The 22,153-nt window shown below is 68.6% G+C and carries 20 protein-coding genes; 12 read left to right on the forward strand and 8 right to left on the reverse strand.

Annotated features, from left to right (window positions below; genetic code table 11):
• Position 1: 1 nt before the first annotated feature.
• Both IBJ82_RS05910 and cobG read right to left on the reverse strand, forming a co-directional pair.
• Complete coding sequence (locus IBJ82_RS05910) at positions 2–1,093, reverse strand: RNA ligase (ATP) (protein ID WP_194824857.1); 1,092 nt, start codon at positions 1,091–1,093, stop codon at positions 2–4.
• A gap of 83 nt (positions 1,094–1,176) precedes the next feature.
• The gene (gene cobG / locus IBJ82_RS05915) at positions 1,177–2,406 is read right to left on the reverse strand and encodes a precorrin-3B synthase (RefSeq protein ID WP_194824858.1); all 1,230 of its coding nucleotides are present in this window, start codon (positions 2,404–2,406) and stop codon (positions 1,177–1,179) included.
• A gap of 207 nt (positions 2,407–2,613) precedes the next feature.
• Between cobG and IBJ82_RS05920 the strand changes: the two genes are divergently transcribed.
• The 5 genes from IBJ82_RS05920 to IBJ82_RS05940 all read left to right on the forward strand — a co-directional run bounded on the left by IBJ82_RS05920 (position 2,614) and on the right by IBJ82_RS05940 (position 10,015).
• Entirely contained in the window at positions 2,614–3,276 is a 663-nt protein-coding gene (locus tag IBJ82_RS05920; protein ID WP_194824859.1) for a hypothetical protein, read from the forward strand.
• A 45-nt stretch (positions 3,277–3,321) separates the two neighbouring features.
• On the forward strand, positions 3,322–4,713 hold the full coding sequence (locus IBJ82_RS05925; RefSeq protein WP_194824860.1) for a MerR family transcriptional regulator: 1,392 nt from the start codon (positions 3,322–3,324) through the stop codon (positions 4,711–4,713).
• Positions 4,710–5,192, forward strand: a complete 483-nt coding sequence (locus IBJ82_RS05930; RefSeq protein ID WP_194824861.1) for a hypothetical protein — start codon at positions 4,710–4,712, stop codon at positions 5,190–5,192. The genes IBJ82_RS05925 and IBJ82_RS05930 overlap by 4 nt, the downstream gene beginning before the upstream one ends.
• 250 nt (positions 5,193–5,442) lie before the next feature.
• Positions 5,443–9,081, forward strand: coding sequence for a cobaltochelatase subunit CobN (gene cobN, locus IBJ82_RS05935; protein WP_194824862.1), 3,639 nt, complete (start codon positions 5,443–5,445; stop codon positions 9,079–9,081).
• A gap of 91 nt (positions 9,082–9,172) precedes the next feature.
• The gene (locus IBJ82_RS05940; protein ID WP_228536455.1) at positions 9,173–10,015 is read left to right on the forward strand and encodes an acyl-CoA thioesterase domain-containing protein; all 843 of its coding nucleotides are present in this window, start codon (positions 9,173–9,175) and stop codon (positions 10,013–10,015) included.
• Between the two features lie 78 nt (positions 10,016–10,093).
• Here IBJ82_RS05940 and IBJ82_RS05945 read toward each other — a convergent pair whose 3' ends face one another.
• The gene (locus IBJ82_RS05945) at positions 10,094–10,549 is read right to left on the reverse strand and encodes a hypothetical protein (RefSeq protein ID WP_194824863.1); all 456 of its coding nucleotides are present in this window, start codon (positions 10,547–10,549) and stop codon (positions 10,094–10,096) included.
• Between the two features lie 133 nt (positions 10,550–10,682).
• On the opposite strand from IBJ82_RS05945, the gene IBJ82_RS05950 reads away from it, so the two are divergent.
• Both IBJ82_RS05950 and IBJ82_RS05955 read left to right on the forward strand, forming a co-directional pair.
• Positions 10,683–11,525, forward strand: coding sequence for an NAD-dependent protein deacetylase (locus tag IBJ82_RS05950; RefSeq protein ID WP_194824864.1), 843 nt, complete (start codon positions 10,683–10,685; stop codon positions 11,523–11,525).
• Between the two features lie 238 nt (positions 11,526–11,763).
• Positions 11,764–14,172: an MFS transporter gene (locus IBJ82_RS05955; RefSeq protein WP_194824865.1), complete on the forward strand. Its 2,409-nt coding sequence runs from the start codon at positions 11,764–11,766 to the stop codon at positions 14,170–14,172.
• A gap of 10 nt (positions 14,173–14,182) precedes the next feature.
• Here the strand turns inward: IBJ82_RS05955 and IBJ82_RS05960 are convergent, their stop codons facing one another.
• The gene (locus tag IBJ82_RS05960) at positions 14,183–14,446 is read right to left on the reverse strand and encodes a helix-turn-helix domain-containing protein (RefSeq protein WP_056809815.1); all 264 of its coding nucleotides are present in this window, start codon (positions 14,444–14,446) and stop codon (positions 14,183–14,185) included.
• A gap of 118 nt (positions 14,447–14,564) precedes the next feature.
• Here IBJ82_RS05960 and IBJ82_RS05965 point away from each other — a divergent pair, with 118 nt between their 5' ends.
• Both IBJ82_RS05965 and map read left to right on the forward strand, forming a co-directional pair.
• Positions 14,565–15,380: a mycofactocin-coupled SDR family oxidoreductase gene (locus tag IBJ82_RS05965; protein WP_370585164.1), complete on the forward strand. Its 816-nt coding sequence runs from the start codon at positions 14,565–14,567 to the stop codon at positions 15,378–15,380.
• A gap of 60 nt (positions 15,381–15,440) precedes the next feature.
• Positions 15,441–16,208 carry a type I methionyl aminopeptidase gene (gene map / locus IBJ82_RS05970; protein WP_194824866.1) on the forward strand — a complete coding sequence of 256 codons (768 nt, stop codon included), beginning with the start codon at positions 15,441–15,443 and terminating at the stop codon, positions 16,206–16,208.
• A 29-nt stretch (positions 16,209–16,237) separates the two neighbouring features.
• Here map and IBJ82_RS05975 read toward each other — a convergent pair whose 3' ends face one another.
• Together IBJ82_RS05975 and IBJ82_RS05980 are read right to left on the reverse strand one after the other, a co-directional pair.
• Entirely contained in the window at positions 16,238–17,002 is a 765-nt protein-coding gene (locus IBJ82_RS05975; RefSeq protein WP_194824867.1) for a 2-phosphosulfolactate phosphatase, read from the reverse strand.
• 122 nt (positions 17,003–17,124) lie between these two features.
• On the reverse strand, positions 17,125–17,892 hold the full coding sequence (locus tag IBJ82_RS05980; protein WP_228536456.1) for a helix-turn-helix transcriptional regulator: 768 nt from the start codon (positions 17,890–17,892) through the stop codon (positions 17,125–17,127).
• A 55-nt stretch (positions 17,893–17,947) separates the two neighbouring features.
• Here IBJ82_RS05980 and IBJ82_RS05985 point away from each other — a divergent pair, with 55 nt between their 5' ends.
• Positions 17,948–18,517 (forward strand): class I SAM-dependent methyltransferase, encoded by a 570-nt coding sequence (locus IBJ82_RS05985; protein WP_194824868.1) that lies wholly within the window; start codon positions 17,948–17,950, stop codon positions 18,515–18,517.
• An 18-nt stretch (positions 18,518–18,535) separates the two neighbouring features.
• Here IBJ82_RS05985 and IBJ82_RS05990 read toward each other — a convergent pair whose 3' ends face one another.
• Positions 18,536–19,534, reverse strand: a complete 999-nt coding sequence (locus IBJ82_RS05990; RefSeq protein WP_194824869.1) for a hypothetical protein — start codon at positions 19,532–19,534, stop codon at positions 18,536–18,538.
• Between the two features lie 37 nt (positions 19,535–19,571).
• Positions 19,572–20,276, reverse strand: coding sequence for a glyoxalase (locus IBJ82_RS05995; protein WP_194824870.1), 705 nt, complete (start codon positions 20,274–20,276; stop codon positions 19,572–19,574).
• Positions 20,277–20,380: 104 nt separating this feature from the next.
• Between IBJ82_RS05995 and IBJ82_RS06000 the strand changes: the two genes are divergently transcribed.
• Together IBJ82_RS06000 and IBJ82_RS06005 are read left to right on the forward strand one after the other, a co-directional pair.
• Positions 20,381–20,761 (forward strand): PPOX class F420-dependent oxidoreductase, encoded by a 381-nt coding sequence (locus tag IBJ82_RS06000; protein ID WP_194824871.1) that lies wholly within the window; start codon positions 20,381–20,383, stop codon positions 20,759–20,761.
• Positions 20,762–20,840: 79 nt separating this feature from the next.
• On the forward strand, positions 20,841–22,130 hold the full coding sequence (locus IBJ82_RS06005) for an acetyl-CoA C-acyltransferase (RefSeq protein ID WP_194824872.1): 1,290 nt from the start codon (positions 20,841–20,843) through the stop codon (positions 22,128–22,130).
• Positions 22,131–22,153: the final 23 nt, after the last annotated feature.

A 22,153-nucleotide genomic window follows, 5' to 3' on the forward strand; every position in this document is an offset into this window, starting at 1 on the left:
CTCACTCGTACTCGGTGCCGCCGTCGCGCAGCAGGTACGCGGCGGAGATGATCTTGCCGATCGCCCGGCCACCGAGAATCGGCGACTGCCGCTCGACGGCAGGCCGCACCACCAGACCCTCGCGAATATTGGCGCCGGCGCCGCTGACGGTTTCGCCGCCCTCGGCCGTTTCCAGCAGCAACTCGGCGTCGTAGGCGCCCTCGTAGAGGACCGGCACCCGCGGCACGGTGAGGCCGAGATCGTCGAACAGGGCGCCGATCTCGTGATGGTCGAGCCAGCGAACCGGCGCCGCGCCAGTGTCCACCGCGATATCGAACAGGCCGAAGCCGAGCGATTCGTCGTGCGCGGCGGACGCGCCGTAGTGCAGGTCCTGCACGCCCGCGCCGTACACCTCACCGAACAGACCGATCCGGTCGGCGTCGAGCACGGCGGCGAGCTTGCGAGCGGCCTCGTCGAGCTTGTGGGCGCGAATGGCGCGCCAGTACAGGTTGCCGTCGGCCTCGGTCAGTGACAGTGCCCGACTACCGACACCCTTGGACGACACCAGGATTCGGTCACCGTCTCGAACGTGGGTGAGCAGGCAGGCGGTGCCGTGGATCTTCTCCGTCGCCACCACCGGCTCCCCGGCGGTGAAGATGTCGGGAAAGCGTTTGATGTTCTCGACATCGACCCATGGCAGCAGATCCGGCGCCGACTCGACCTGTCCCGACATCGAGACCGGTACCGGTGGAACCCATTTCACGATCCCCAGCGACTCGGCGAAGTCGGTCCGCTCGCGCGCGGCCGTCGCGAGGTCCACTCCGCCCAGCGTGGTCGGCGTGCACACGATGCCCTGCGACACCTCGCCACGCAACCGCACCGCCTTCACCCGATTGCGCAGCGAGCCCGCGAGTTTCCCGGTCAAGCCGAGCTCGGCGATCAGCTCGTCGGGCAGCACCGACTGTTCCGGAATGTAGACCGCGTGATCCCCCGTCGAGAACTGACCCTTGGCGACCACGGCCCGGTACAACCCGACCTGGGCCAACTCGAGCCGATCGGCATTCGGATGTGCGACGACGACGAGCCGCTCGGCCGTCACCTGCAGTGTGGACATGGGAACCCCCTCATAGTGAGAAGGCAAGGGTACGAGAAGGTTTCGGGATCGTCGATCGAGTTTCGCTCGGCCGCCGAAGCGACTCAGGGAGCGGTTGCCGCGTCGTCGACCTCGATGCGATAGCCGTGGTCGGTGGCCACGACATCGGTCACGGGTCCGCGCGGGCGACCGCAGCAACGGTCGCATCCGGACCAGTGCTGGCGACCCGCCACGGTGACGGCTTCGGCCGCGACGAGTTCGTTCCGCACGAGCGGCCGATGCTCGGAAGCCTCGGCTGCGGCGGGCAGGACGCGATCGGATTCGATGGCGGCGGCCAAGTCGGCGCGGACGTCGGTGCGTGATTTCGCGCAGCCGGGGCGTCCGGCGCAGGCACTGACCTGCAGCCACGGGGAATTCGCGTCGAAGATCAGCCCCATCGGCGCGAGCACCCGCACCACGGTCTCGGCGGGCCCCTCGTCGAGGTCGGTGATCACCAGGCTGCGCCACGGGGTGACGAAGACGGGCCGTTCGATGGCGGCCAGGAATTCGGTGGTTCTGGCCGACAAGGTGCCCAGCGGTACCCCGGCGCCGAGCGTGACGAGGCCGTTCTCCTGGTCGAGCCATCCGATCGGAATAGCGTGTGTCGCACCGAGTTCGAGAGGTTCGCCGACGGGGGAGCGGTCCAGCGTCTCGACCACCGATTCGACCCCGCCCGGAATCTCGTGCAGTCGCCACTGTCCCGAATCGGCGGTTCCCCGCAGATCGAGGAAGCCGCGCGCGGCGTCGAGCATCACGTCGACCGCCTCGCCCGCGGTGACCCGAAGTCCGGTGTCGGCGCCCGCCAGCAGCAGGGCGAACTCGTCCTCACCCACCGCGTGAATGCCGATGTCGCCGTGCAGCGTGCTCACATCGCCGCGTCCGTCGTCGAGGGTGAACAGCACTCGCCCCGGCAGCTCCGCCAGCAGCGGGTCGCTCAGCAATCCCGTGTCGAGGTCGACGGCGAGCCCGTGGACGTCGGCGAACCCGCCGACTCGTCCGGACAGCGGCGAGGCCACGATATTGCGTACCCGTTCATGGGTCTCGCTGGGCAGCAGTCCCGCCGCACCCAATCGCAGCGCGAGTTCGGAGGCGTCACGGACCTGGCGCAGCTGAATGTTTCCCCGCGAGGTCAGCTCGAGGTTCCCGTTGCCGAGATCGCGTGCCGCATCGGCCAGCGCCTGCAACTGCGCTGATTCCAACCGTCCGCCCGGCACACGAATCCGCGCCAGTGGCCCGTCGGCAGCCTGATGCAACCGCAGAACCCCTGGACAAGAATCGGGTGCGCTCCTGGTCATGATGTTCCAGCCTACGACGCGCCGACTGTGCCCCGAACCTCGCCCGTGATCGGCCCCCTCCCTGCGCCGAGCGTCGCTGTCGACCGGCCCCGGCCGGGCTTCGTCGGTGTGACGAGGCCGACCCGCGTGACGGGGCGGTTCGGGGGTATTCGCCTAGGGTGAGTGGCGGATCCTTCGCCAGCCGAGCACTGACAGGAGAGCCGCCACATGTTGCGTGAATTCGTGGACAAGCGTGTCGTTCCCGCACTCGACAGAGTCGCGCAGGCACAGGCGCCCGTGGTGCACCGTTACGTCGACTGGATGGGCCGCCGACACCCCGAGGACGCGCCGGTGGAGACCGTGCAGCGGTTGTCGCGCCAGTACCTGGTCGTTGTCACCGCCAGCGGCGTCGCCGTCGGGCTCACCGCCGCGGTGCCCGGGGTGGGCACCCTGATCGGACTCGCCGCGACCGGTGTGGACACGCTCGTGTTCCTCGAGGCGTCGTCGGTGCTGTCCGTCGGCGCCGCCGCGGCGTACGGCCTCGATCCGGACGACTCGCGGCAGGCGCATCTGGTGTCGAAGGTCGTGCTCGGCGAGGCGGGCACGAAGGTGCTCGACCAGACCGCAGGCCACAAGAAGGGCCAGTGGCTCGCGGTCGTCACCGACCACATTCCCGGTCTGGCGAGCATGCCTGATTCCCCGGCCAAACGCTTCATCGTCAACTACCTGGTCAAACGCACTCTGCTGCTGTTCGGCACCCTTGTCCCCGCGGGTATCGGCGCGGTCATCGGTGGCGTCGGCAACAACGCACTCGGTCAACTGGTGATCGCGAACGTGTACCGCCATCTCGGCACCGGCTCCCCGGAAATGGTCGCCGCGGGCACCGACTGATCGACGACTTGACCTTCGACTCACTCGAACCCCGATCATGAATCGGTGCCCGACACCGAACTGATCACCATCGGAGCCTTCGCCCGCGCCTGCGGCCTGAGCACCAGCGCCCTGCGCTTCTACGCCGACGCGGGCGTCCTCGCCCCCGTCGTCGTCGACGAGGTCACCGGCTACCGCTACTACGCCCCGGAGCAGTCCGCTCCCGCCCGCCTGCTGCGTCACCTGCGCGCTATCGACATGCCGCTGCCTGCCGTGACCGCCCTGCTCGCCGAGCCCGACCCCGCCCGCGCGCTCACCCTCCTCGACGAGCACCTCGCGGACCTGGACCGGCACCAGGGCGAGGTCCGCGCCGCCGCCGCGGCCGCCCTCGGCGTCCTTCTGGCCACCCACGGATCGGCGTCCGGATTCAGCGGGGACGGGCATCGCGACCAGGTCTCGGTGCCGAGCGGCGATCGAGGCAGCGCTCGATCGCCGCTCGGCACCGGGCAAGGCCCGGAGTCGGAGCGAGGTTCGCCCGGGACCCGCGACGACGTGTGGGTGAGCGGACCGGTGCTGGCGGCGGCGATCGACCAGGTCGCGACGGCCACTGTCGCCGATTCAGATCTGGCGGTACTCGACACGATCCTGTTCGAGACCGACGGGCAGCAGCTGATCCTCACCGCGACGGACCGCTTCCGCCTGGCCACCCGCACCGTCCGTCCGACGCGAGTCGGTACCGCGGTGTGGGATGCCACGGTTGACGCCGCCGACCTCCGTGCAGCGGCGTCCTGGTTGCGTCGCCAACACGCTGTCGCGATCCGCCCACATCACGAACGCATCGAATTCCACATGGCTACAACGGATTCGATCGACGATGCCCACGCCGAGGCAGGCGGCGAGCCGACGGTATGGCCCGCTGCCCGACCGGACGACACGCGACGCAGCTGCCGCCGATCGACGCACGACTTCCCCGACTACCGAGCGATGCTGGCCGCGCTTGCCCCGGTGCGAACCCGCGTCGTGCTCACTCGTGCGGCGCTGCTCGACGCCATGGAACACCTCGACTCGCCCACCGTGGTCCTGCACACGACCTCCACCGGCGCCGTCTCCGTGACGACCTCTAGCTTGCGGACGGAGCACGCCCCACCGACAGGCACGCCCACGACGGGTGACCCTGTCGCGCAAGCGAGTTCGAGCGCCGCGGCCGCTGCGCGCGAGGCATCGGAACGGGGCGCGGTGCGGCACATCCCGCACGCGATAGCCACCGGCCCTGCCATGACGATCCATTTCGCCGTTACCACCCTCTACCCGGCCGTCGCCACCGCCATCGGACCCGACGTGATGCTCGACCTCATCGCCCCCGACCAGCCCGTTCTGATCCGCTCCGCCGACGACGGAGACCTGTCGACCTTGGCCATGCCGTGCAAACCCGAACCCACCGAGGAGATCTCCCGATGACCACCGCCGACCCGATCATGACCCGAATCACCCAGGGCGTCAGCGACTTCCGCACCGGCGACCCCGATCGCGCCCGCGCCGGCCTGCTCGAGGTCTGGGCAGACATCGGCCCCGCCGGTGACCCCCTGCACCGTTGCAGCCTGGCCCACTACCTGGCCGACACCTACGACGACCCGGCCGAAGCGCTCGTCTGGGATGTCCGGGCCCTCGACGCCGCCGACACCCTCACCGACACCCGTCTGAACGACTTCCACACGGGCCTCCAGGTCGCCGGTTTCTACCCCTCGCTGCATCTGAACCTCGCCGACAACTTCCGCCGCCTCGGCGCGTTCCCCGCCGCCACCCGCCACATCGAAGCAGCCCGCGAACGCCTCGACATCCTCCCGGACGACGACTACGGCGCGCTGATCCGAGGCGCCTGCGCGGGGGTCGCGGCGGCGATCGCGGCCGAGGACACCACCCGCCGACCCACGCACTGACACCAGCCTCCATCACACCGCGGCAACGCTCTCGGACGATGCTCGCGCCATCGCCTGCTGATCAATCGTCCAGCGTCAGGGGGCGGCCTGGAAAGTTGTGGGTGGGGCGGGCCCAGTAGCATCGTCTTGCTCGGCGGGCGTCGAGGAAACCGGTGGAAATCCGGTGCGGTCGCGCCACTGTGAACAGCCAGACCCTCTCCGGCGAGCACCGCAACCCGATGGGCGCGTAACCCGAGGAAGGTCTCACCCTGTGATCCTGCTGCTGTCCACCTCCGACACCGACCTGCTGAGTGCCCGCGCGAGCGGCGCCGAGTACCGCTGGGGCAATCCCGCCCGGCTGCTGGTCGAGGATCTGCCGGACCTGCTCGACGGCGCGGACCTGGTGATCGTGCGAATCCTCGGCGGCAAGCGCGCCTGGGAAGAGGGCCTCGACGCGATTCGGGCGAGCGGGGTGCCGATGGTGGCGCTCGGCGGCGAGATCGCGCCCGACGCCGAGCTGATGGAATGCTCGACGGTGCCGGTCGGTGTCGCGGCCGACGCGCACAACTACCTCGCCGCGGGCGGGGCCGAGAACCTGCTCCAGCTGCACAACTTCCTGTCCGACACGGTGTTGCTGACCGGCCACGGCTTCGAACCTCCCGCACAACTGCCCACCTGGGGCGAACTCGACCGGTCCCCACGGATCCTCGAACCGCACGCCCCGACCGTGGCCGTCGTCTACTACCGCGCCCAACACCTCGCGGGCAACACCGCCTACATCGAGGCGCTGTGCAAGGCGATCGAGTCCAAAGGCGCACGCCCGCTGCCGGTGTACGCGGCCTCGCTGCGCACCGCCGAACCCGAACTCCTCACCCTGCTCGGCCGCGCCGACGCTCTCGTGGTGACCGTTCTCGCGGCGGGCGGCAGCAAGCCCGCGACCGCCTCGGCCGGTGGTGGCGACGAAGCCTGGGACGTCTCCGCGCTCGCCGCCCTCGACGTGCCGATCCTGCAGGGCCTGTGCCTGACCAGCGGCCGCGCGCAGTGGGAGGCCAACGACGACGGCCTGTCACCGCTCGATGTGGCCACGCAGGTCGCGGTGCCCGAATTCGACGGGCGCATCATCACGGTGCCGTTCTCCTTCAAGGAATTCGACGCCGACGGGCTGTCCGCCTACGTCCCCGATCCCGAACGCTGCGCGCGCGTGGCGGGGATCGCCGTGCGCCACGCCCGCCTGCGCCACATCCCCGCCGCCGACAAGCGGATCGTGATCATGCTCTCGGCCTATCCCACCAAGCACGCCCGCATCGGCAACGCCGTCGGCCTCGACACCCCCGCGAGCGCGATCCGCCTGCTCACCGAATTGCACACCGCCGGTTACGATCTCGGCGATATCGACGAGATCCCCGGCCTGGTGGAACGCGACGGCGATGCGCTGATCCACGCGCTCATCGCCGCAGGCGGCCAGGACCCGGAGTGGCTGAGCGCGGAACAGTTGGAAGGCAATCCGATTCGCATCGGCGCCACCACCTACACCCGCTGGTTCGAGTCCCTGCCCGAGGATCTGCGCGAGGCCGTGGTCGAGGCGTGGGGGCCCCCGCCGGGCGAACTCTACGTCGACCGGTCGGCCGACCCCAAGGGTGAAATCGTCATCGCCGCACTGCGTTTCGGCAATGTGGTGCTGATGGTGCAGCCGCCTCGCGGGTTCGGCGAGAACCCCGTCGCCATCTATCACGATCCCGACCTGCCGCCCAGCCACCACTATCTCGCCGCCTACCGCTGGTTGTCCGCGCCCGACGGTTTCGGCGCCGACGCGATGGTGCACCTGGGCAAGCACGGCAACCTGGAGTGGCTGCCCGGCAAGACCCTCGGCATGTCCGCCTCCTGTGGCACCGACGCGGCGCTGGGCGATCTGCCGCTGATCTACCCCTTCCTGGTCAACGACCCCGGCGAGGGCACCCAGGCCAAGCGCCGCGCCCACGCCACCCTCGTCGATCACCTGATCCCGCCGATGGCGCGTGCCGAGACCTACGGCGACATCTCCCGGCTGGAACAACTGCTCGACGAGCACGCCAACATCTCCGCCCTCGACCCGGCCAAACTGCCCGCCATCCGCCAGCAGATCTGGACCCTGATGCGCGCGGCCAAGATGGACCACGACCTCGGCCTCGCCGAACGCCCCGAGGAAGACGTCTTCGACGACATGCTCCTGCATGTCGACGGCTGGCTGTGCGAGATCAAGGACGTCCAGATCCGCGACGGTCTGCACATCCTCGGCCAGGCCCCCGCCGGCGACATGGAACTCGACCTGGTGCTGGCCATGCTGCGTGCCCGCCAGTTGTGGGGCGGGGAACAGAACGTGCCCGGCCTGCGAGAAGCGTTGGGCCTGAGCGAAGCCGGGGACGAATCCCGTGAACGCGTCGACGTGGTGGAAGCCCGCGCCCGCGAACTCCTCGGCGCACTGCAGGCGACGGACTGGTCGGCGGACGCGGTCGAGACACTGGTGAAGGACTTCGCCACCGCGATTCTCGCCGGGGGAGTGAGCGATGCGGCCGACGAAGCCGCCCGCCTCGACGCGGTGACGACCGTCCTTCGATTCGCGGCGACCGAAGTAGTGCCGCGCCTGCGTGAAACTCGCATCGAGATCGCCCGTGTCCTGCACGCCCTCAACGGCGGTTTCATTCCCGCGGGCCCCAGTGGGTCGCCGCTGCGCGGTCTGATCAATGTGCTGCCCACCGGTCGCAACTTCTACTCCGTCGACCCCAAGGCCGTGCCCTCGCGGCTGGCCTGGGAGACCGGTCAGGCGATGGCGGAATCGCTGCTCGCCCGGTATCTGGCCGACCACGGCGAGTACCCGAAGTCGGTCGGTCTGTCGGTGTGGGGCACCTCGGCGATGCGCACCTCCGGCGACGACATCGCCGAAGTCTTCGCCCTGCTGGGTGTTCGGCCGGTGTGGGACGAGGCGAGCCGGCGCGTCACGTCGCTCGAGGTGATCTCCCTCGACGAACTCGCCCGCCCGCGCATCGACGTCACCGTCCGTATCTCCGGCTTCTTCCGTGACGCGTTCCCGCACGTGCTGGCCCTGCTCGACGACGCGGTCCGCCTCGTCGCCGATCTCGACGAGCCGGCCGAGTCGAATTACATTCGCGCACACGCCCAGTCGGATCTGGCCGAACACGGCGACACCCGCCGCGCCACCACCCGCATCTTCGGTTCCAAGCCCGGCACCTACGGCGCGGGCCTGCTGCAGCTCATCGACTCCAAGAGCTGGCGCACCGACGACGACCTCGCGCAGGTCTACACCACGTGGGGCGGCTACGCCTACGGCCGCGACCTCGACGGTGCCCCCGCGGCCGACGACATGCGCACCGCCTACAAGCGCATCGCGGTCGCCGCCAAGAACACCGACACCCGCGAACACGACATCGCCGACTCCGACGACTACTTCCAGTACCACGGCGGCATGGTCGCCACCGTCCGCGCGCTGACCGGCAAGAACCCCGAGGCCTACATCGGCGACTCCACCCGCCCCGACGCCGTGCGCACCCGCACGCTCTCGGAGGAGACCGCCCGCGTCTTCCGCGCCCGCGTGGTGAACCCGCGCTGGCTCGAGGCGATGCGTCGCCACGGCTACAAGGGCGCCTTCGAGATGGCCGCCACGGTCGACTACCTGTTCGGCTACGACGCCACCACCAATGTGGTCGCCGACTGGATGTACGAAAAGCTCTCCGAGAGTTACGTTTTCGACGACGTGAACCGCAAGTTCATGGAGCAGTCCAACCCATGGGCCCTGCACGGCATCGCCGAACGGCTCCTGGAAGCGGCCGAGCGCAAGCTGTGGGAGCACCCCGAACAGGAAACGCTGGACAAGCTGCGCCAGGTCTACCTGGAAACCGAGGGCGAGCTGGAGTGACGCGACTTGCCGCAAAACTGCAACACGTTCTAGTCTGAGGCATGGTGTGCCGCCGCGATCCCGCCCGGCGCCCGCGGAGGAAAGGGGCACGATGAGTACCTCCCCTGGCTATTTCACGCACGCGGACGGCGTCTACACGCCGATGCGGTACTCGCTGAGCCTGTGGTCGTCCAGCACGCTGTCCGGGCCACCGGTGTGCGGGTTGATGGCGCGCGAAGTGGAAGCGCGCTACTGCTCCGAGGGGTTCGTCCCGGCGCGCCTGACCATCGACCTGCACCGTGCGGTGCCCGCCGTGCCGTTGACGGTCGCCAGCGAACTGGTGCGCGACGGGAACCGGGTCCGTTCGGCGACGATCGTCGCCCGTGCCGACGGCGAGATCGTCGCCCGCGGAAGCGCGCTGCTGCTGAAGCGTTCGACCCAGCCGCCGGGCGAGGTATGGCGCCACGACCGCGATCGCCCGGTGCCGCCGCCGAACGTGCTCGCCACCCTCGACGAGGTGATGCACCTGTTCGGCAGTGACGGGCAGGGCTGGTCGGCGAATATGACCGAACATCAGAACGACACCCGCAAACGCAAGTGGGTACGCAATATCCCCGTTGTCGCGGGGGAGGAGTCGTCCCCGTTCTGCTATGCCGCGATGACCGGCGAGCAGACCAGCCTGGTCACCAACTGGGGCACCGAGGGAATCGGTTTCATCAACACCGATGTGTCGATCACGTTCTCGCGCATGCCCGTCGGTGGCGAGATGGGGATCGAGGCGGAGAGTCACCTCAGCGACGACGGGATCGCGGCGGGTGCCGCGGTGCTCTACGACGAGCAGGGCGCGTTCGGCATCTGCACGACCACCGCGCTCGCCAACGAGCGCAGGCAGATCCGCGGCGACGTCATCGACGAGCTGTCGGAGTCGTTCGTGGCGGAGGCGGTCAGGCAGTAGGCACGGCGGGCGGTCGTGTCCGAGGCTCGAACGACGTGGCCTCCTCGCTCGACGTCGGTAGATGGCTCGGCGAGGCGCTCACGCGGAAATCAATGTCACGATGAGTTCGTCGGCGATCGACTCCGCCTTCACCATGCCCGTGCCCAGGTACAGGGTTGCCGCACGGGGGCGGCCGTCGGCCAGTGGCACGACCGAGACCGCGTCGACGCGGCGGCCCGCGAGCTCGTCGTAGGGTGCCTCGTCGGTGACGTCGAAGGCGGTGTACTTGCCGGAGTTGGCGACGTATTCGATATTGACCGGATCCACCAGCGGCTCGAACGGGTCCCGCCACGGCGCTCCACCGATGCGTAGTTCCGCACCGTCGGTACCGGCGTCGAAGAGCAGAGTCGAACCGTTGTGGAAGGTGAATTCGATCGGACCCTCGGTGCGGTCGACCTCGTCACCCAGGACATAGAACATCCGGCGGACGGTGACGATGGTCCCGTCGACCGCGGCATTGAGCGCGGTGCGGTCGTACTCATCGGTGTCGGACATAGGTTTTCCTCTGCAGCGGTCGATGCCGGGCGGATGAAACATCATGTCGCCGCGCGCCCACCACACGCAACTCGGCCCCGGCGTGTTCGTCCCCCGCGCAACACGGCGCCGCCCCGCTCGTAGAGTGGATCCCATGGTGGACGACGACACCACCGACGCGGTGGAACGCGCGGCCGAGCTACTGAGCGGGCGCCGCACCGTGGTGATCTCCGGAGCCGGCCTGAGCACCGACAGCGGTATTCCCGACTACCGCGGCCCCGACTCGCCACCGCGTACGCCGATGACCTATCAGCAGTTCGTCGGTGACCCAGTCTTTCGGCAACGGTATTGGGCACGCAACCACATCGGCTGGCGGCGGATGGACGCCGCTCGGCCCAACCCCGGTCATCACGCCCTCGCGCGGTTGGAGCGGGCAGGTGCGGTGTCGGGAGTGATCACCCAGAATGTGGACCTGCTACACATGAAGGCGGGGGCGCGGCGGGTGATCGATCTGCACGGAACTTACGCGCGAGTGCGGTGCCTGAATTGTGCGAATCTGATCTCGCGAATGACGCTCGCGCAACACCTCGAAGCCGCCAATCCCGGTTTCGCGGAGAATGTTTCGGCGGGGGCGACCGGTATCGAAGTGGCACCCGACGCGGACGCCGTGGTGACCGATACCGACCGATTCCGGATGGTCGACTGTATGGCGTGTGGCGGAATGCTGAAACCCGACATCGTGTATTTCGGCGAGAACGTTCCGCCCGACCGGGTGGAAGCCGCTTTCGATATGGTCGAACAGGCTCGGGCGATACTGGTGGCCGGTTCCTCGCTGACGGTGATGTCGGGCCTGCGGTTCGTGCGCAGAGCCGCGAAAAACGGTGTGCCAGTGGTGATCGTGAATCGCGGGCGCACTCGCGGCGACGAACTGGCCACCCTCCGAATCGATGCGGGGTGTTCGGAAACTCTGTGCGCGCTCGCCGAACTCGGCAGCTGAATTCACGTCCGCCGAACCGACAGTTCCCAGCGCCGCAGGCGCTCGTTTCCCGGTGAAATGATCGATAACTTGATCCCTCGGTGACGGCGGCAAATCGGACGTGGGTAAGCTCGGCGCACCAGTGCATGAAGAGTTCCACCCGCGGCGCAATGTTTTCCTCGCAGCGGGGTTGTCGGCCCTCGTGTGGGCCGAATGATCGACCCCCACTTGCCAGCCGATCAGAACCAGGGCTTCTTCCATGACCGATACCGTCGTTGCCGAATCACGCCTCACGCACCGCCAGACACTCACCATTCTGTCGGGCCTGCTATTGGGGGTGTTCCTCGCCGCGCTCGATCAGAACATCGTCAGCGTCGCGATCGTCCGCATCGCGAACAGCCTCGACGGGTTCGATGAACAGGCATGGGCGACAACGGCATACCTGATCACCGCCACCGTCACCACGCCGCTCTACGGCAAACTCGCCGACATCTACGGGCGCAAACCGTTCTATCTGCTGGCGATAGCCCTGTTCGTGATCGGCTCGGCGGCCTGCTGCTTCGCGACCACCATGTACCAGCTGGCCGGGTGCCGCGCCTTCCAGGGTTTGGGCGCCGGCGGGTTGATGTCGCTGGCGTTCACCATCGTCGGTGACATCGTGCCCCCGCGCGAACGGGTCCGCTACCAGGGGTATTTCCTCATGGTGTTCGGCATCGCGACGGTGCTGGGCCCGGTGGTCGGCGGATTCCTGTCCGATTACGAGAGCCTCGGCGGCATCGAGGGCTGGCGCTGGGTGTTCCTGGTGAACGTGCCGGTCGGGGTGCTGGCGTTCCTCGTGGTCGCGAAGGTGCTCAACGTGGGGCACACACGCCAACAGAGCCGGATCGACTGGCTCGGTGCGATCACGCTCATCGTGGGTGTGGTGCCGCTGCTGATCGTGGCCGAGCAGGGTCGGGTGTGGGGCTGGACCGAGCCGAAATCACTACTCTGCTACGGCATCTGCGTGACCGGGCTGCTGCTGTTCATCCTGGTCGAATTCCTGATGAAGGACTCGGCGCTGATCCCGCTGCGGCTGTTCCGCAGTTCCACGTTCAGCATCGCGATCCTCGGTGGGTTCCTCGTCGGTGTCGCGATGTTCGGCGCGATCACGATGGTGCCGCAGTATCTCCAGGTCGTGCGTGGTTTCTCGCCGACCGAGGCGGGTCTGCTGATGTTGCCGCTGGTGCTCGGGATCATGGTGGGCGCGCAGATATCCGGACTGATCACCAAAGCCACCGGGCGCTACAAAGTGCTGCCGGTGCTCGGCGCGCTGATCCTGGCGATCGGGTGCGCGCTGTTCGCGCGGATCACCTACAACGGTCCGCTGTGGCAGCCGCTCGCCTTCAGCGCGATCATGGGTTTCGGGCTCGGCTGCTGCATGCAGACGCTGATCATCGCCGCGCAGAACGCGGTCGGGCGCACCGAGATGGGCGTGTCGACCGCGGCGGCCACGTTCTTCCGTCAGCTCGGCGGGACCCTCGGTGTCGCGGTGTTCCTGACGGTGCTGTTCGACCGGCTGCCCGGTTCGATCCTGGAAGCCTTCGGGGGGAGCCTGCCCGCCGGTTTCGACGGGGCGCAGCTCGAGGGGTTGCTGAGCGATACCAGCGGCATTGCCACCTTGCCCGACGAGTTGCGGATCCCGATCCTCGAGGGATTCACCGACTCGATGCACAGTGTGTTCCTGCTCGCCGCCGATCTCGCGGTGGTGGCCTGCCTGGTGCTGGTGTTCATGAAAGAGATTCCGCTGCAGGAGGATCCGGCACCCGAAGAGCACGACGATGCCACCCTGCTGCGCGATGTGAGCCTGCACGACGCGCACGAGATGGCCGGGAAACTGCACCCCGTCTCGACCGGTCGGGTGATCGCGGGACTGTTGCGCCGCGACGACGCGCGTCCGGTGCCCGCCGCCACGCTCACCCTGATCGACCAACACGGACGCCAGGTGGCCCGCGGCAACGGCGACGCCGACGGCGCGTACGTGATCGAGGCGCCGCGACCGGGCAACTATGTGCTCATCGCCGCCGCGGCCGGCCATCAGCCCGAGGCGGTGAGCGTGTCGATCGGCGAGCGCGCCCAGCACGTCGACCTGATGCTGACCGGCGCGGGCGAACTCACCGGGATCGTGCGGTCGGCGCGCCGCGGCGAACCGCTCTGGGGTGCCACGGTCACCCTCACCGACCCCGAGGGCGAGGTGGTGGGCGCGGCGATCACCGGCGCAGACGGTACCTACGTGTGCCGCGACGTCGTGAGCGGCACGTACACCCTGGTCGCGGTGGCCGACCACATGCGTCCCTCGGCGGTCGCGCTGACCGTGCCGGAGACGGGTTCGCTGCAGCGCGATATCGACCTCGAACCGATGGCGATTCTGCTCGGCTCGGCCTGGGTGGACGGCGAGCGCCCCGTCCCCGACGTACAGATCACCGTGCTGGACTCGGGTGGCGATCCGGCGGCGACGGCCCGCACCGATGAGAAGGGCAGGTATCTGGTCCCCGACCTGCCCGAAGGGGAGTACACCGTGGTCGCGCGCGGATATCCACCCGTCGCGAGCCAGGTCTCGGTGACGCGCGGCGAGATCACGCACGATGTGACGCTGGGCTACGACAACGAGGAGTCGATGAACCGCCGGTAGGCGGGGACGGTCAGGCCGACTCGGCGACCTGCTCGTCGCGGTAGGACTCGGCGAGTTCGGCCAGGGGGATCGAGAGGGCCTCGGCGAGGCCGACGACCGTGCCGAAGGCCGGGGAGGGCAGTCGGCCCGACTCGATCTTGCGCAGCGTCTCCGGGGAAATACCGGCTCGCAGGGCCACCTCGGCGAGGTCGCGATCGCCGCGCGCGGTGCGAAGGCGGCGGCCGAGGCGGCGGCCTGCTTCGACCTGCGCGGGGCTGAGCGGGAGACGGACCATGCGACCGATGGTATGTCCTGGCGAACAAGTTGGCCAAGTTGAGTAGGGATCTCCGTTTCGCCTCGCCCGGGCGGTGGCGATGGTAGGTGTCAAGGGAGGACATCGAGGTTCGAAAGGCATGGGAATGACACGACGGTTCGAGGGCAAGGTCGCTTTCGTCACGGGAGCGGCGCGCGGGCAGGGCAGGGCGGAGGCGGTGCGTTTCGCCGAGGAAGGCGCCGACGTGATCGCGATCGACGCGTGCGCGGAGTTCGCCAGCACCAGCTACGCGGGTGCGACGGAGGCGGATCTGGCCGAGACCGTGAAGCTGGTCGAAGCGGCAGGCGGCAAGATCGTCGCGAGCAAGGTCGACGTGCGCGATTTCGACGCGCTCTCGGCGGCGCTGGCGGCGGGCATCGAGCAGCTGGGCAGGCTCGATGTGGTGGTGGCCAATGCGGGGATCTGTTCGGCGGCGATGTCGTGGGAGATCACCGCCGAGCAGTGGCGTGAGACCATCGACGTCAACCTCACGGGCGTCTTTCATACCGCGAAAGCCGCGGTACCGCACCTGATCGCGCAGGGTGAGGGCGGCGCGATGGTGTTCACCAGTTCGGTGGCGGGCATCAAGGGCATTCCGTTCACCGGCCACTACGTCGCGACCAAGCACGCGATCACGGGGCTGGCCAAGACGATGGCGAACGAGCTCGGCGCGCACCGGATCCGGGTGAACACCATCCACCCGGCGGGCGTGGCGACCGGCATGCAGATCAACGAGATGGGGCCGCTGTTCGAGGAGTACGGTGCCACGCTCGCGCCCATCTTCATGAACGCGCTCCCCAGTCACATCTGTCAGCCCGAGGAGATCGCGGCGACCGTGGCATGGTTGTGCTCCTACGAGGCGAGTCAGATCACCGGCGCGCAGATCCCCGTGGACATGGGCAACCTGAACCGCTGAGATTGGTATTTTTATACCGGCGCCGCTAGTGTCGGTATGAAAATACCAATGGGAGGCGTGATGGTGGAGTTGAAATCGCCCGCGGAGATCGAGCGCATGCGGGTGACCGGCCGGTTCGTCGCCGACGTGCTGGCCGGGGTGCGCGACCGTGCGGCGGTCGGGGTGAACCTGCTCAAGCTGGAAGCGTATGTGCGGGAACGGATTCGCGAGCGCGGCGCGGTGTCGTGCTACTGGGACTACTCACCGTCGTTCGGACGTGGACCGTTCCGCAATACGGTGTGCCTGGCGGTGAACGATGCTGTGCTGCACGGACTTCCGCACGACTACGTGCTGCGCGACGGAGACCTGCTGACGGCTGATCTGGCCGTGTCGATCGACGGGTGGGTCGCCGACTCGGCGGTCTCGTTCATCGTGGGAGCCCCGGCGCCCGCGGACGAGCGCCTGGTGCGGGCCACCGAGGAAGCTCTGGCTGCCGGGATCGCGGCCGCGCAGCCGGACAACCGGATCGGTGACATCTCCGCCGCGATCGCGAATGTCGCACGCGGGTACGGGTATCCGGTCAACACCGAGTTCGGTGGGCACGGACTCGGGCGGACGATGCACGAGGATCCGCATATCGCCAACGATGGCAGGGCGGGCCGCGGGTTCCGGCTGCGACCCGGTCTCACCGTGGCGATCGAGCCGTGGTTCGCGGCGAGCACCGCCAAGGTCTACACCGACGCCGACGGATGGACCATCCGCTCCGCCGACGGCTCTCGCTGTGCGCACAGTGAGCACACCATCGCCGTCACCGCCGACGGCCCGCGGATTCTCACCTCACAGGACTGACCGGCCGTTCCACGCTGACTGTGCCTTGTCTATCCGCTTCGGCGGTCGACGAAGGCGTTGTCGGTGAGCACCGGAACGGTGGAGTCGGCATCCCGTTCGATCGCGATGGCCACATCGTCGGCGAAGCCGATCGCGGCGAGCTCGCGGCCGGACGCGCAGTCGGTGATCGAGGCGCCGACGTCGGCTGTCGCCTCGAATGCGGTTGCCGCCGTGTGTGCTTCGGGGGACGGTGTGGTGAGGCCGCGATGGAGCAGCGCGGCGGCGAGCGCACCGGCGCCGAGCCAGTCCTCGAGCGCCGGTCGCACGGTATCGGTGCCCGGCCAGTGCTCGCCCGAGGCGATGATCGCGATCGGTTGATCGGGAGTACCCCAGTGCTGGGCGACGAGCCAGTCGGCGACCGCGCCGACATTGCGCAAGCAAGCCGCGACCACCGGCGTCCCCTCGACGGCGGCGGCGATGGTGGAGCCGTTGGGTGAGGGCAACACCAGTCGCGGGGTGAACGGTGCCCGTCGGATCGCCGCCGGCGACAACGACCACGGACCGGTCTCCCGCCGTCCGACGGCCAGTTCGGCGGCGTTCTCCTCGGCGAAGACCCGCGCCGAATCATCACGCCACCGATACGGGAACACCGCGGTACCCGCCGCGGTGGCGACCGATACCGACGTCGTGAACGACAACACATCGATCACCACCAGACACCCGGCCCCCGGCCCCAGCACCGCCGCACCGGTCCGCCCCCAATCGACCCGAATCCCGAACCCGTCCTGCCGTGCCCACTGCGGTGCCGATCGCACGCTGACCTCCCGATAGCCGAATTCGCCAGTCCACCATGAAGATCGGCATTGCGCCACTGCTCGCCGCACGATGCGCGAAACTCCGATCGATCCGGGCTGGCGGTGGCCTGTCGAGCGAGTGGCTAACGGGCGAAGTACTGGCCCGGCGAGGTGCCGACCGCTCGTCGGAACGCGGCTACGTACGCACTGGCACTGCGGTAGCCGACCCGGGCGGCGATGCGGGTCACCGGCATACCGTCGGCCAGTGGCGTCAGCGAGGCGGCCAGTCGGATCTGGGTCCGCCACTGCGCGAAGGTCATGCCGGTCTCGGCACGGAACGCACGGGCCAGGGTGCGGGAGCTGGCCGCGGCGTGCGGACCCCATTCGGCGAGGGTGCGGTCGTCGGCCGGATTGTCGAGCAGGGCCTCGGCAACCACGCGAGCTCGTGGGTCGGTCGGCAGTGGTGCGCCGATCGGGATGACGTCGACCGGTTCGAGGAGATCGAACACCATCGCTTCGGCGCGTGTTCGTTCATCGTCTGACAACTGTCGCGAAGTCATGTGGTCGAAGAGTTCTCGCAGCAGCGCGGAGACGCTCAGTAGGGTCGGCCCTGCGAACAGAGCCGGGCACCGGTCGGGTTCGACGAAGATGCCGCGCATATCGGCGCCGGCCGTCGTTCCGGTGCGATGCGCGATCCCGCCGGGGATCCACAAGGCCCTGGTCGGCGGTAGCACCCACTGGTTGGCGCCGATTTCGATCCCGATGACTCCCCCTCCCGCCCAAGCGATCTGGTGCTGTGGATGGTGGTGCTCATCGAACCAGTACCCGGCCGGGAGGACCCCGGCGCCGAACACCATCGCCGTCGGACCGGTGTCCGCGGCCAGAACAAGGTTCTGTCTGTTCTGCGACATGGTCTGTCAGTGTAGTGACTATCGGCCACGGACAAGGGCTCCTAACGTCGTGACCATGGCGATGAATTATTGGCACAGGCTGTTGTGTCGGACCGCGGCGTGGGAGTGGGTGACGGCGACGCAGATCGTGCCGTGGGTGACGCGCGATGTGGAACTCGGCCCGTCGGCATTGGAGATCGGCCCGGGTTTCGGCGCGAATGTGGCACCCCTGCGGGACCGGACGGCCTCCCTCGCCGGTCTGGAGATCGACCCGGTGCTGGCCGCGCGGCTACGCACCCGCTTCGCCGGAGGTCTGCGGGTGGTGGACGGTGACGCGACAGCGATGCCGTTGCCGGACAAGGAGTTCGACTCGGTCGTCTGCTTCACGATGCTGCATCACGTGCCGTCACCCGTTCAGCAGGACGACCTGTTCGCCGAAGCGCTGCGGGTGTTGCGACCGGGCGGTGTCTTCGCAGGCTCGGACGGTCTCGACAATCGCCTGTTTCGGCTCCAGCACCTGGGTGACACGTGTGTGCCGGTTCCGCCGGATACTCTCGCGGACCGACTGGCGTCGGCAGGCTTCACGGGCATCGACGTCGAAACCGGCCGTGCCATGTTCCGTTTCCGGGCCGAGCGGCCCCGCTGACCGGCTCGGCGGAGGTGTTCAGCGGAGGAAGGAGGGAGTGAGGTCCAGTGCGGGAGGCGGGCGGAGGCGGCGGAGGGTGCCGTCGATGCTGGTGACGTAGAGGGACCAGGCTCCGGTGGTGGGGTCGGGGGCGAGGCGGGCCGAGGTGGGGCCGATGGGCGGCGGGGTGGGGAGGGGGCCTCGCGGGGTGGTCCAGCCGGTGGCGAGGGTGCACCAGGTACCCGTGGTCGGGTCGACCTGGTAGACGCTGCCGGAATAGTCGCCGGTGACGAAGGCGAGACCGGCGGCGGTGACGTCGAGGTCGTCGAGTGCGGGCAGCAGGCCGTCGTTCACGGTGGCGATGGGGGTCGGGCGGTCGGGGGCGTCGAGGGGGACTCGCAGGAGTTGGGAGGTCGCGACGTCCTCGGTGATCACTGCCTGGTGGTCGGGTGCGAGTGCGAGGCCGTTGGGGCGGGGCACGGGGGACCAGGCGAGGGTGAATTCACCGGTGGCGGGGCGGTAGCGGCTGATGCCGACCGGGGGCCAGGGGACGGAGAGTTGGGAGACGAGCAGGTCACCGTCGGGGAGCAGGAGTAATCCGTTGGGCTGCACCAGATTCGGAAGCAGAACGGTGACTTCGCCGGTACCGAGGTGGAGTCGGCTCAGGGTGCCGCCGCCGTTCGGTGTGGTGCCGTCACCGGTGACGAAATAGAGGTCCTCGCCGATCAGCCGCAGCCCGGCGGGGTTGTCCAGGCCGGTGCGGACGGTGGTGACGTGCCTGTCGGCGGCAACATGCAGGAGCTCGCCGCGAACGATGCCGCTGAGATAGAAGCCGCCGCGGCCGTCGTATTCGAGATTCTCCAAGCCGCCGAGATCGGCCGCCAATACCTCGGCATGCCAGCCGTCGGCGCACGACGGCGCACCGGCCTGTGCGGTACCCATCGGGCCGACCCCGAGGGCGGCGGCAACCATGACTGCTGTTGCCAGACAACGGGTCCGCCGCCGACGGGTGGTGCGTTCCTTCGATCGACCGCGCATGGTCGAAGCCTACTGGCCGAACGGACGCCAGGCCGGTTCAGTCGGTCGGGGAAGGCGCGGCCGTGAGTAGATCGTCAGCGATCGCCGCACGCTCCTCGGCGGTCAATTCGACGGTGTCGAGTTCGGCTTTCCAGTGTGCGAGCCCGTCGGTGTCCTCGGCGACGACGGCGAGTTCGGCGAGGGCGGTGTAGGCGCGAGCCCGGTCGAGCGCGGTCGCGGCGGCGCCGAACCGGCGCAGGCCGGTCTCCAGAACGCGGGTGGCCGCGCGGTCGTCGTTCTTGAAATCGCGCAGGATGCGGGCATTGTCGAGCACCCGGGCCAGGCCTTCGAGCTCGCGGGAGCCGCCGTACTCGAGTTCCATGGGCTCGTCGCGCTGGATCACGAGGACGGTGTTGCCGACCGGGTCGACCAGGGAGAACCGGGACTGACCCGGACGGAATCGGGTGATGCGCGGACAACCCTTGCTCGGAATCCTGCCGTAGTGCGCGCGCAGTGCGGCGGTGTACTCGGCATGGCGTGCCGCCACGTCGTCGACCATCACCAGCGCGCCCGCGTGCTCCACCGGTAGTTCGATGCCCTTCGGCGCGGGTGCGAAATGCAGCGCGCAGCCGTGTTGTTCGATCGCACCGTAGACATAGGGGCGGGTTTGCTCGTGGGTCACGGTGTAGCCGAGCGCCCGGTAGAACTCGAGGGTGCTCGGCAGGTCGCCGCTCCACAGCAGGGGTACCGCGGTATCGGTCATCGTCGGCCTTTCGCCAGAGAGTCGATTCGTTTCCGAGGCTACGAGGACTTTCGCGCGAGCGCCCATAATCTTTCGACCGGCCCCGCGCCCATTAGGCTGCGGGCATGACTAACCGCCTCGGCGAACTGGCGACCGCGAATTACGTACTCCTCACCACCTTCCGCAAAGACGGCACACCGGTCGGAACGCCGCTGTGGGCTGTCGCCCGCGAGGACAAGCTGTACGTCTGGACGGTCACCGACAGCTGGAAAGTGAAGCGCATCCGACGCAATCCGGAGGTGACGCTGCAACCGTGCAACGCGCGCGGAGCCGCGCACGGCGCCGTCGTCACCGGGACCGCCCGACTGCTCGACGCCGCCGAAACCGATCAGGTGCGGTCGGGGGTGCGCCGAAAGTACTGGCTGACCGGCCCGCTGGTGATCCTCGCCAGCAACCTGCGCCGCGGGAAAGCGGGCACGATCGGCATCGAGATCACTCCGGCCTGATCCCCGTTCACGGAATCAGTACCTAGTACTGCCGGTATCGGATACCGTGGGGGTTCACTCGCTCTCCGAGAGGATCCCCATGGCCGAGAAGCGCCGCCGCGCCGTTGTCGTCGCGGGTGCTCGCACCCCCTTCGTGCGCGCGTTCACCGACTTCACCCGCCTCGACAGCATCGCCCTGGCCGGTGCGGCCGTCCAGGGGTTGATCGAGCGGACCGGGATCGCGCCCGGCGAGATCCAGTCGATCGTCTGGGGCGGGGTGGTCCTGCCCAGTCACGCGCCGAATATCGCGCGTGAGATCGCCCTCGACCTGAACCTGGACTTCGGTTGCGAGGGGTACACGGTCACCCGCGCGTGCGCGTCCGGTCTGCAGGCGGTGACCTCGGCGGCCGCGGCGATCGAGCGCGGCGAGTACGACATCATGATCGCCGGTGGTAGCGACTCCACCAGTAATGCCGAGATCAAGCTGCCGCAGAAGGTCGTGCACGCGGTCGCGCCGGTGGCACTGGGCAAGCCCAAGGCGAGGGACTACCTCGACGTGGTCCGCCAGCTCGCGCCGTTCACCGACATCCTGCCGCGTCAGCCGAAGATCTCCGAGCGCACCACCGGCGAGGTGATGGGCGAGTCCGCGGAGAAGATGGCCCGCATCAACGGGATCTCGCGCGCTGATCAGGACGCTTTCGCCGCCCGATCGCACCAGCGTGCCGCGGCCGCGATCGCCTCGGGACGTTTCGATGACGAGGTCGTGCCGGTCACCACCCCGTCGGGCACGCTGATCGACGTCGACGGGCTCGTACGCGCGAACACCAGCATCGAGAAACTCGCCACCCTGAAACCGGTGTTCGAGGAGAACGGCACGGTCACCGCGGGCAATGCCAGCCCGCTCACCGACGGTGCGTCGGCGGTGTTGCTGATGAGCGAGGAGAAAGCGCGCGCCCTCGGGTTCACCCCGCAGGCCGCCTTCCGCTCCTGGAGTTTCGTCAGCGTCGACCCCGCCGATCAGGTACTCATCGGTCCCGCGATCTCGATGCCGCGCGCGCTCGACAAGGCGGGCATGACCCTGGCCGACATCGACCTCGTCGATATCCACGAAGCCTTTGCCGCGCAGACTCTTTCGGTGCTGCGCATGCTCGAGAGCAGCGACTGGGCCAAGGCCCGTCTCGACCGCGACGAGCCGGTCGGCACCGTCGACATCGACAAGCTGAACGTGCACGGCGGCTCGATCTCGCTGGGCCACCCCTTCGGCGCCACCGGTGCCCGCATGGTCACCACCATGGCCAACGAACTGGCCCGCACGGGGAAAGAGACCGCACTGCTGGGGATCTGCGCGGCCGGCGGCATCGGCGCGTCGGCGGTGCTCGAGCGGGTCTGAGGAGATCGGTCGGGCGCACCGGG

The sequence above is a fragment of the Nocardia sp. XZ_19_231 genome, assembly GCF_015355705.1.
Lineage (GTDB): Bacteria > Actinomycetota > Actinomycetes > Mycobacteriales > Mycobacteriaceae > Nocardia > Nocardia salmonicida.